7 protein-coding genes and 1 pseudogene are annotated in these 9447 nt (G+C 30.4%); 5 read left to right on the top strand and 3 right to left on the bottom strand.

Annotated elements, in window-relative coordinates; genetic code table 11:
- Positions 1-129: 129 nt before the first annotated feature.
- Positions 130-576: a hypothetical protein gene (locus CN601_RS21625; RefSeq protein WP_257131781.1), complete on the bottom strand. Its 447-nt coding sequence runs from the start codon at positions 574-576 to the stop codon at positions 130-132.
- A 292-nt stretch (positions 577-868) separates the two neighbouring features.
- Here CN601_RS21625 and CN601_RS21620 point away from each other — a divergent pair, with 292 nt between their 5' ends.
- The 3 genes from CN601_RS21620 (at position 869) to CN601_RS21610 (ending at position 2771) form a co-directional block, all read left to right on the top strand.
- Positions 869-1801: an aminoglycoside phosphotransferase family protein gene (locus tag CN601_RS21620; RefSeq protein WP_098172319.1), complete on the top strand. Its 933-nt coding sequence runs from the start codon at positions 869-871 to the stop codon at positions 1799-1801.
- Between the two features lie 180 nt (positions 1802-1981).
- Complete coding sequence (locus CN601_RS21615; RefSeq protein ID WP_098172318.1) at positions 1982-2398, top strand: hypothetical protein; 417 nt, start codon at positions 1982-1984, stop codon at positions 2396-2398.
- 82 nt (positions 2399-2480) lie between these two features.
- The gene (locus CN601_RS21610; RefSeq protein WP_098118180.1) at positions 2481-2771 is read left to right on the top strand and encodes a hypothetical protein; all 291 of its coding nucleotides are present in this window, start codon (positions 2481-2483) and stop codon (positions 2769-2771) included.
- Between the two features lie 1015 nt (positions 2772-3786).
- On the opposite strand, the gene CN601_RS21605 is transcribed toward CN601_RS21610, so the two are convergent.
- The gene (locus tag CN601_RS21605; protein ID WP_098172317.1) at positions 3787-5835 is read right to left on the bottom strand and encodes a LamG-like jellyroll fold domain-containing protein; all 2049 of its coding nucleotides are present in this window, start codon (positions 5833-5835) and stop codon (positions 3787-3789) included.
- Between the two features lie 868 nt (positions 5836-6703).
- Positions 6704-7021: a hypothetical protein gene (locus tag CN601_RS21600; protein ID WP_098172316.1), complete on the bottom strand. Its 318-nt coding sequence runs from the start codon at positions 7019-7021 to the stop codon at positions 6704-6706.
- 1023 nt (positions 7022-8044) lie between these two features.
- Here CN601_RS21600 and CN601_RS21590 point away from each other — a divergent pair.
- Together CN601_RS21590 and CN601_RS21585 are read left to right on the top strand one after the other, a co-directional pair.
- The gene (locus CN601_RS21590; protein ID WP_098172314.1) at positions 8045-9058 is read left to right on the top strand and encodes a DUF4309 domain-containing protein; all 1014 of its coding nucleotides are present in this window, start codon (positions 8045-8047) and stop codon (positions 9056-9058) included.
- 198 nt (positions 9059-9256) lie between these two features.
- Positions 9257-9447 (top strand): annotated as a pseudogene (locus CN601_RS21585) (magnesium transporter); the annotation flags it as partial.

Below are 9447 nucleotides of genomic sequence, written 5' to 3'. Positions count from 1 at the left end.
TTAATATTTCAAAAGTAATTGAACTAAAGCATGCGTTAGCCACCCATGAATCCTCAGATTCACAACAGTTAATGGAAGTTTTTATAGTACTCCCATGGTAGTTGAACAAAAAAGCTACCTATCTTTATCTTAAGGATAGGTAGCTATATTGATAATTGAACCCGATATTTCATTTTCACTCAATGCTTGTATATGCAGGTGGTCATGTAAATGCCTATCAATTTTCCATGTAAACTTAAATTTACCGTCCTCATCTTTATTAATATGGTATCCAATGAGTTCTCTTTCGTTCCATGTCTGTGTTCCAGTAGGTACTAACCAAAATAAGACAGTTTCAGTATTTGATGCTTCAACAAAAAATGTAATTTTTTTAGTATCCTTTGGAACCATAACCCAATTGTCTTTTTCAGGAATGCTTGTATAAAATTTATCTATACGAGGGGAAATACGTTTATTACTAAAATTTGAACTTCTAGCTAAAATTCCATCTGAATTATTAATTCTCATTTTTGCTGAAATAGGTGTAACGAATAATAGAAATATAGATACAACTAAAAAACTTAGTAACTTTTTCATAAAAATCCTCCTATAATTAAAGGATTTTCTAAACAATCAAAAAAAATTCTATAAAAAAAGAGTTTCTTATCTTATTGAACTAACGCATGCTTATGTTGAACTACGATTGACTGTTTAGTCGATTTTTTTTATTCAACAAAATGGCAGTATAGTTCAATAAGACTTATATTGACTAAGGAGGAATTTGAAGTACATATACTGAATATTGAATTGAAAGAAGGTCTGAATCGATTGACCTTGTTTACTGTACTAATTGGTACAATAAACAAATAAGAAAATGTAGAGGTGTTAGATGACAAAAATTAATGCTAAATCAATAGTATTGGATAAATATAATGTTTCTAAATCAGAATTTTTAGGTTCGGGAATGGAAGCCGAGGTTTATGTTTATGACAATAATAAAGTATTGAAGTTGTATAATAATATGTCCGATTCTAATAAGCAAAAAACCCTAAAAGATTTCTACTCTAAGATTGATTCAAGTTCTTTGAGCTTTGATCTTCCTTATATTTACGATACCTTTGAGGAAAACGGCATTTTAGTAACTATTGAAAAAAGAATTGAGGGTAGTAATATGCAAAGTATGCTCTCAGAGATGAATTATAGCGAACAAAATAAAATGATAGAAACATATCTTAGTGCAAATCTTGAATTAAAATCTGTAAAAATAAAATCTAATCTTGAAGGTTTCACTCTATTCAATGATAACCAGATATCTTTACAAAAAATAAATAGTTGGTATGAATTATTGAAAGAAATAATTTTAAAAAAACAAAAGGAACTGGAGTCTTATTTCAAAAGAGATGTCGTGAATTACGATGTAAAAGTTAATCAATTAGTAGAAATTTTGTCATCTGGTTATGAAGGCGAATATTCTTTAATTCACGGAGATTTTTATCCTGGGAATTTAATAATTAGTAAGAGTGGGATAGTTACAGGATTAATCGATTTTGGATTGATGACAATGTACGGTGACAACTTATTTGATATCGCAATAAGTTGGGTATGTTTTGATATGTATAATGAGTTAAATGCAAATTTATATGAGAGATATCTAAACATAATTATTTCAACATTAGGTGAAGGTGTTAGAAAAAGATTATATTTGTACGTACTAATATATAGCTTTATTTCTGCCAATTTTTATTCTCATAATTGTGAAGATGGTCATTACCAATGGTGTGTTAAAAACTTAAATAATAACCATTATTGGGAGGGTCTTTAAGAAATAAAAATTGAATTGGCTTAAGTAACTAACGCATGCGATTCTTCAATAGGAGATCGCTTTTTCTTATTAAACAAAATGGCAGATTAGTTGCATAAGAGAAACGGTTAATTATTATAAAAAATATTAGATGAATTATGGTAAAATTCAAATAAATACAAATTTCTAAGGAGTTATCTTGTGCGACCTTTCATTAATAAAATAAGGCAACAGTTTTTAAAAAATGGTTTAAGACCATATGTCATTATTGGAATAATATATGCCATTTTATTATTAAGTGGAAAAGACATAAATTTAACAGACGCATTTTTTTATGTGGTTATGTATTTTATCGGAAAGAATGCTATTTATTACTTCGAATCAAAAAAAATAAATTGGAAACAAAGTATTAAAGACGTTTCTATATTTATTTTTTTAACATATTTGTATCACATTATTTATCTAACCTTAGTGTCAGTTGGTTTAAAGCCGATTAAATTTTTATCAAAAGGTATTGGATATACGATAACTATATTATTAGTTATATCATTTATTTACGTTTCATTTATTGTTCCAGTGGAAATTCTTAAGCAAAAGAAAAGTACCAATAAAAATTAATTGATACATAAATATTTAAGTCACCCTTATACAACTAACGCATGCGTTAGTTGTATAAGGAGAGTTACAGGAGCGTGATTTTTTGGATATTAAACATTGGTTTGTCAGTGTTCTTTTTCTGATTTTGTTATTTTTAATCCGAAAGAAATCTAACAAATATAAAAGTATTATGTCTATTCGACTATTAATTGCGAATATTGCATTACTGTTAATCGTATTGCTATTTTCTTGGTTAGTTATTTACGTGATTCCTCATAACAATACTTGGAGTTACGTGATTCCTGCAATTATTCTCTTATTGATCTTCTTAATTATGTTAATTCAAACAATTCGTTACACAATTAAATTTTTAAAAAATCTAAAAAAATCGTAAATCCTCAAAAAGTCATCAGTCACTATAGTGTTGTCAATTTTACCTACTTAAAGCAACAAACTTTGCGAAAACAACCTAAAAAAAAAGAAAAAGCATGCTAATTGCTTTGCTTTTTTATATTTTGTGATTCTAAAGGGAACGTCTTAAAATAATGATCGTCCTCTATTTCGCTAAATGGCAGATTAGTTTAAATGTTAAGTATCACAAATAGGTATTTTAATATTTGTAAATTGTTTCATTTTTTAAGAAATAAGTAAGATTAAAGATAGGGAAATGAAAGATTGAAGAGCTAAACTTTGTTTATAAACTATTGAGGAGAAGAATGATTTATTCAAACATTTCTTTCAAGATATTTTTAAGGAGGAAGAGATGAATAAAAAAATTATTTTTTCAATCGCAACTTCTGCCTTTGCATTGACAAATTTTCTAGGCACTACTTATGCTAGTACAAATACAAAGGTTTCAATAAATAATATGCTTTAGGAGGATTGGGGTGTTGGTAACTTGGTATTAAAGCGCCTCAGACAGAACAAATCTTATTAAATGAATTTAAGATTAAAACAAAAACAGCCAATTCTTGAATGAACTGGAAGGCATATAAACCTATTACCTTTAAGTAAGGCTTTTCATTAAGAGAAAGAATAGTAAGAATAAACTTCAGGTGGGCGGCACGACGGACTGATCAGTAAGGAAAGTGCACCTTACTGTCACTTCCGTATGTGTCGCTTCAGTATTAATGGAACCGATAACCACGGTCTTTACGGAGTTCTCCTACATGCCGAAGTTTCCTGTTCCAATTACGGCAAGGCCGCCATACCGAACGAATTTATGTATAGGCATTTAATGGAGTAAGACTTATTAGGCGAACGAGGGCGATTAATGCAATAAAGCAGATAGTCCTATTAGTCGTCACGATTTAAAAAATAACATTCCTCTCTTTATGAAAGAGAATGAGAATTCATGAAAACAGGTACATTTTTCTTAATAATGAAAAATGTACCTGTTTTTTACTATCTTATTTTTTGACTTGAAACAGTCTTGGAGGAAGTTGTGCATCCCAATTTTCTGGGATATCTAAACGTAGAGCATGAGCAATGACGGCAGCAGTATCTATATTTTCTACATCCGACAATACGGTGCCAGGCTTTATAGACTTTCCTTTAGCAGTCCAGAAAATGGTCTGTTCTTCTGGGGAGGAACCACCATGACTATAACCTTTCCCGCCATGATCCGCTGTGATGATAATTAGAGTATCTTTCATCAGTCCTTCTTCTTCTAAAGTTTGGACAATTTGCCCAACATGCTGATCCGCTTGTTGTAATGCCTCATACCATCTCTGGCTGCCATAGCCATAGTTGTGACCTGCTCCATCTACTTCATCCAAATGAACAAATATATTACGACTATTTTTACCTTCTGATTTGATGTAGTCCACTGCTTTTTGTGTCGTATTATTATCGTTCCCACCATTTACTTTATAAGCATCTGCAGAATCTTCAATAATTCCTTTGTTAATTGGAGACCACGTAGTAAAGGAAGCTTGATTAAGCATAGGACGCTCTTGTTTTAGTAGTTTCATATAAGATGGATAAGGATTTTTTTCAGGGTAAGGATTACCTAAATTGTCGTTGTTCAGACCATGTTTTGAAGGTACAACTCCATGGAGCATGGATCCCCAGTTTTGCCCGCTAATCGTCGGCATCATTGCTTTTGCTTCATATGTTCCTGCGCCTTCACTCATTAGCTTCTGTATATTTATTGCATTTGCTTGTGGGTCTTTTACCCCGTTTCCTGCTCCATCGATTCCTATGAATACTACTCGCTTGTAAAGAAAATCTTTCTTGTAAGGTGCCAGCTTATCTTTTATCATTTGCACATCTAAGCGATCCACTTTTTTATCATTGTTAATATCCGCTATTTGTGCATGCTTCCAACGTTTGTCACCTTCACGACTATTTTGGTTTTTCAGAATGAGTTTTAGATCATTATCAGTTAACAACCCATCTCCCGACACGTCAATGGAGTTGGATACATGTACGTTAGCTGTAGCTGTTTTACCACCATTGACCGTTTTGGCTGTAATCGTTGCTTCGCCCGCCTTCACTGCAATGATAGTAGGACGGTCGTTAATCATTTCGATTTTTGCTACTGATTCATTACTAGATGTCCATTCCACATCTTTTACCGTTGCATCTGATGGAGAAACCGTTGCTGTCAGTGGCATAGGTGCTCCTGCCTTCAGATTGAGTTCAGTCTGATCCAAAGAAATTGATTCTACTGATGTCGGTTGAAGTGGAGGTGCATTATCATACATGGCGCGGACTTCCGATTCACTCAAAACATTTCGATAGATTTTAAGATTATCCACTGCGGCAGTAAGAGTAGAACCATAATTTCCTGTACCATCTTGTCCGATTTTCGTCGTAAAAGAAGTATCAAGAGTTCCTTTCATTCCAGAAATATCTATAGAATGAACTAAGCTACCATCTTTATAAAAGCGTGCACTCCCATCACGATCATGCGTTACAACAATGAAATGCCATTGATTATCAGCAACATTTTCCATATTATAATCTTTCCGATCGCTTCCGGATGTCTTGAAGTTCCAATCAAGTTGTTTTGAACTGTTCAACGCTAAATTCCAACCTGTATTGCTTCCAGAATTCCAACTCTTATTTGAAATGATAGCAGGGTCTCCTTGAATATTGTCTGATTTAACCCAGAAGGCAACAGAAAAATCTGTGGTCTCTCCGAAACGTAAATCGTCACGATTGCCCAGTTCTACATATTGTCCTTTTGATGTAAATTTAATTGCTTGATCAATTCGTCCTTGAACAAATCCTGGATTGCCTTTGATTTGAGGAGTTATAGTACTTGAAGAGCTATCCTCAACATTGTTGTCAAAATTAATGTCAAGAACTGTTCCTTCACTAGCAAACGCAACGGACGACATACTACTGTTGGATAAAACATTAAATGGGAGATATGTACTTTTTACAGAAAGTGACATCACCAAAGTTAATGAAGTTCCCACTACTACTTTTTTTAACATGTTAGATTTCATTATTTTCCCTCCAATTTAAAATAATCTGACATCTCAATTGTAGAGAGGGGATGTAAATATATGAGTAGATTTTTGTAAATCTTTTTAAAATATAGGCAAAAAAATGGCAATACTTTTGTAAATTTTTTTAAAATGTAGGCAAGAAAATGGCAATAAAACCCTTATCTACATAAAATTCCTTTGTTATATAGCTATTAATCCACGTCGAAAAAATCAACATGAACGATAAGATAAGAATTGTTCCTCTAGTAAAAGTTAAAAAATATACCGAATGAATAGATATTAATTTATATCAATCATTCGGTACGTTTTATAATATTCACTTTTTTCTACCCTGTTTAATTGTTTCCCTAATACATATTCTAAATCCTAATTACGAGTAATAATGCTGTAGGATATACAAACAGTGGTTTAAATACTGGTAAGACTTATTACTATGAAATTAGATCATATCGAAGTATAAACTGAGTAAAAGTATATAGTTCTTATTCAGTTATTGTAAGTGCGACTCCAATGGTAGCCATGCCTTTAAATCTAAAAGCAATTAGGGTCAACAGTACTTCAATAAAATTGGCATGGAGTAAAGTAGTGAAGCAAGTGGTTATGTATTATTTAGAAGTACATCCAAAAATAGTACTTATACTAAATTAGCGACGTTTAAAACAAAATCTACAATAAGTTACACAAATCAAAAAGTAACAAAAGGTAAGATTTATTATTTTAAATTAAGAGCATACCAAAAGGTAACAAGAGAATTGCTTGGTCACTATATGGAATTTCAATTATAGGTCTAGTAACTGTAAATTTATTATTTTCTTGAATTTTTCTAATGCAACTAACGCAACAGTTAGTTGCATAAGCAGGTATTCTAAAGAACCCCTTCGCCGAAATCTCTAATTACAATTAATAATATAAAAATTAAAACTAATATTATTCCAAATATAATTAAAGGGATATCTCTATTTTTTGAACCTAGCAAATTTTGAAAGATGTCTTCTAGTAAAAAAATAGTATTAAACATTACAAAAATAAGAATTATAGGGATTACAATATTATCAGAAGAAATGCTAAAAAAATCGGTTGCCATTAATAAAAATACTCCTAAAGAAGTTGTTATTAAGTCGCTTAAATCACGATACGATTTCTTCTTAAAGAGCCATTGGCAATAATTATTAAGTACTTTCATATTTTTTCTCACCTTTTAAAAAGTTTGATCTTGTACAACTAAAGCACCTGTTAGTTGTATAAGATTGAGTAATCTTTTTTTATATAACACCCTAAAACAATCCGTTACTCATAAATAAAATAACACAAACAAGATATACATAACCCCAAGAAAAGTAGTATGATAAATAGTTTTTTTAAATACCACGGTAATAAATTAACAATATATAAAAATATTACTCCTAAAACTTCTGAAGTGCTTGTATCAATAGTTTCATTATGATAATACTCTTTATTTTTAAAAGTAAAAATTATCAAACCTGAAAATGAAATGATAGCGAAAATAATCATTAAAATAGTCATGTTGACTCCTCTTGATTCCCTCTTTTTTTACATTAGTATATCATTCCTTATTCAACAAAATGGCAGTTTAGTTCAATAAGAAATTGCAATTATATGATTCTTTTGATGGATTAATGCTTTTTTGTTTAATGTAACTTAAGCAATGCTTTAGTTGAAGGTAAACTTATTAAAGTTATCATCGTAATACGAGAGGATTGAGTGTGTGGTTAAGAAAATCTGTGATTATTTAGCTTTTTGTGGCTTAATTCTATTTATTGTTTATTCCGTTTATAGTATTTATGACATGTTACATTCTTCAACCAGAATTAATATGGTCATTTCATATTCATTAAGTTTAATTACATGTTTATTTGCTGGAATAAGTAGTCAACTGAGTAATAATAAAAGAACTAAAAAAATAGGCTTGAAACAATTTTTATGTGTTGGAGGATTTGCATACTGTATCTTACTATCTATTAATTAACTACGGCTAATGTTATTTCAAAGAATTAAATTTGATTTTATGCAACTAACGCAATGCGTTAGTTCAACATTATAAAACAGCTACTGGCTGCTTTTTTGTATTTAGAGGTTTCTATAAAGATAAATTACAAAATCATCTAAAATTATTTAACCAAATGTAGGTATCATTGTGTTATATTCGATATACTGACTTTTAGTAAAATATTAAGGGGATAATAATTTGAACTATATTAAAAGCAACAAGTTGTTTATAGGATTATTAATTGCGGCAGTTGTCGCACTAGGTTTTTTTGCACCGACAATCTATAATTATACAAAACATTCTTTAAAGGTTCATAAAATAGAGTCTAAAAAGAAAGCGTTTTTAATAGAGATTGAGAAACAGGCAAAAGAAGGTAAAATGATTAACAGTCCTTTTAAACTTGGGGAATCTTCAGCATTGATTAGAAAAAACTGGGGAAAATCTGATATGTTTAAAGAAGAAGACATGAATAAAGAACCAACTAAGATGCATCCATTTTTTATGGATCTTTTTTCAGATGGACTAATTCCTATGAAATACAGAAGTAGAATCTATTCGAAACATGATACAAAATTTGAGATAACTCATGAAAATAAAATAAAAAGTATAACGTCAGTTGATAAGCGACTTGATAAACTGAAAAGGAATGAACTAACCAAATATTTCGGGAAACCTTCAATAGAAGGGAAAGATTACGTCGTATATCGGGTTGGAGATTATCAATTACTATTTAATTTCTGGCATGACGAAGAATTTTTTAATACGACTCGATACACTATTTTACGTAAAGACTCTAAGAAACAAATTGCAGAAATTAAAGAGATTGCTCAGTTAGCAAAAAAGGGAAAAGTTCCTGATGTACCTATTTCAATTGGAGAAACAAAAAATGGGGTATATAAGATAATGGGAGAGCCGGAAGATACAAATATACCTGGTTTAACATTAAGATATAAGAAAGCTTCCATTGAAATTGATGAAAAAACAAAGAAAGTAATTGATATTTCGCCCAATGCCCAGTTTTACCAAGCATCATTTGTAACTGTGAAAAATACACTCGGAGAACCTTATAAAGAAGAACAAAAACAGAAAGTTACAAGCCCAGTCATATCTTATCGATTTGGAAAATATGAACTAACATTTTTCTTTTTCACTGAATCAAGTAGTAATCCGGAATTAAGTGGTATTATGCTTAGCGAGATTGAATCAGAGTAGTCATGGAAAATTAAAAAGTCATAATTTGAAATTACATTTATTCAACTAACTGATGCAATAGTTGAATAAGAAGAAGTTTATTTGTAGCTAATAGACTTTTAAAAAATGTTAAAAATCCTTTTTAATTTCTATAACTGAACAATTGTAAGCAATAAGATTAAACTAATAAAAATTACACTTTATTCGGGATGGGGTTAAATGAGTAGATATTTATTTATAGCAACAAATTATGAAATACCAGAATTAGATAATACAAATAAAAAAATTATTACTGTAAAAGAGGCAATCGAATCAGGAGTAAAATCAGATTATTATGAAGAGATGGACCCTGATGATAAATTAATAATATATGAAAATGAAGAAGACTTTGACGAGTTAGTTATTACAAA

Origin of the sequence: Bacillus sp. AFS017336, assembly GCF_002555445.1 — a bacterium.
Lineage (GTDB): Bacteria > Bacillota > Bacilli > Bacillales > Bacillaceae_G > Gottfriedia.
This window is presented reverse-complemented; position numbering and strand designations above follow the sequence as displayed.

Bases quoted from the DNA above. Each gene is read 5' to 3' on its own strand.
- CN601_RS21625 (WP_257131781.1), bottom strand. From the start codon at position 576: ATGAAAAAGTTACTAAGTTTTTTAGTTGTATCTATATTTCTATTATTC.
- CN601_RS21620 (WP_098172319.1), top strand. From the start codon at position 869: ATGACAAAAATTAATGCTAAATCAATAGTATTGGATAAATATAATGTT.
- CN601_RS21605 (WP_098172317.1), bottom strand. From the start codon at position 5,835: ATGAAATCTAACATGTTAAAAAAAGTAGTAGTGGGAACTTCATTAACT.
- CN601_RS21600 (WP_098172316.1), bottom strand. From the start codon at position 7,021: ATGAAAGTACTTAATAATTATTGCCAATGGCTCTTTAAGAAGAAATCG.